Annotated in this window: 1 protein-coding gene; it reads right to left on the reverse strand. The window is 65.0% G+C overall.

The window, feature by feature from the left end; translation table 11 throughout:
• Positions 1 to 210, reverse strand: a 210-nt coding sequence (locus tag HMI57_RS18300) for a DUF4118 domain-containing protein (protein ID WP_171587423.1), incomplete at its 3' end; no start/stop codon positions are given.
• Positions 211 to 274 lie beyond the last annotated feature (64 nt).

Consider the following 274-nt stretch of genomic DNA (forward strand, 5'->3'; position numbering starts at 1 on the left):
GGCCAGCACCGCCGGACCGCGTCCGGCAAGGAACGCCACGGCCACCGCCGCCAGCACGAACAGCAGCACCAGGTTGGGCAGGGAGACATAGGGCTGCAGCAACCAGGCGAGCAGCGTCGCCACCGAGAGGATGCTGACCGCCAGCAGATAAGGCCGCAGGACAGGCCACATGAGTCGGATGACAGGACTCCTGACAGGTTCGCGGGGCATGCCCGGAAGTTTTTACGGGATTTTTACTTGGCCCGCACGAGGCTCGCACCGACAATGCCAACTG

It is taken from the genome of Arthrobacter sp. 260 (assembly GCF_013116745.1).
Lineage (GTDB): Bacteria > Actinomycetota > Actinomycetes > Actinomycetales > Micrococcaceae > Arthrobacter_D.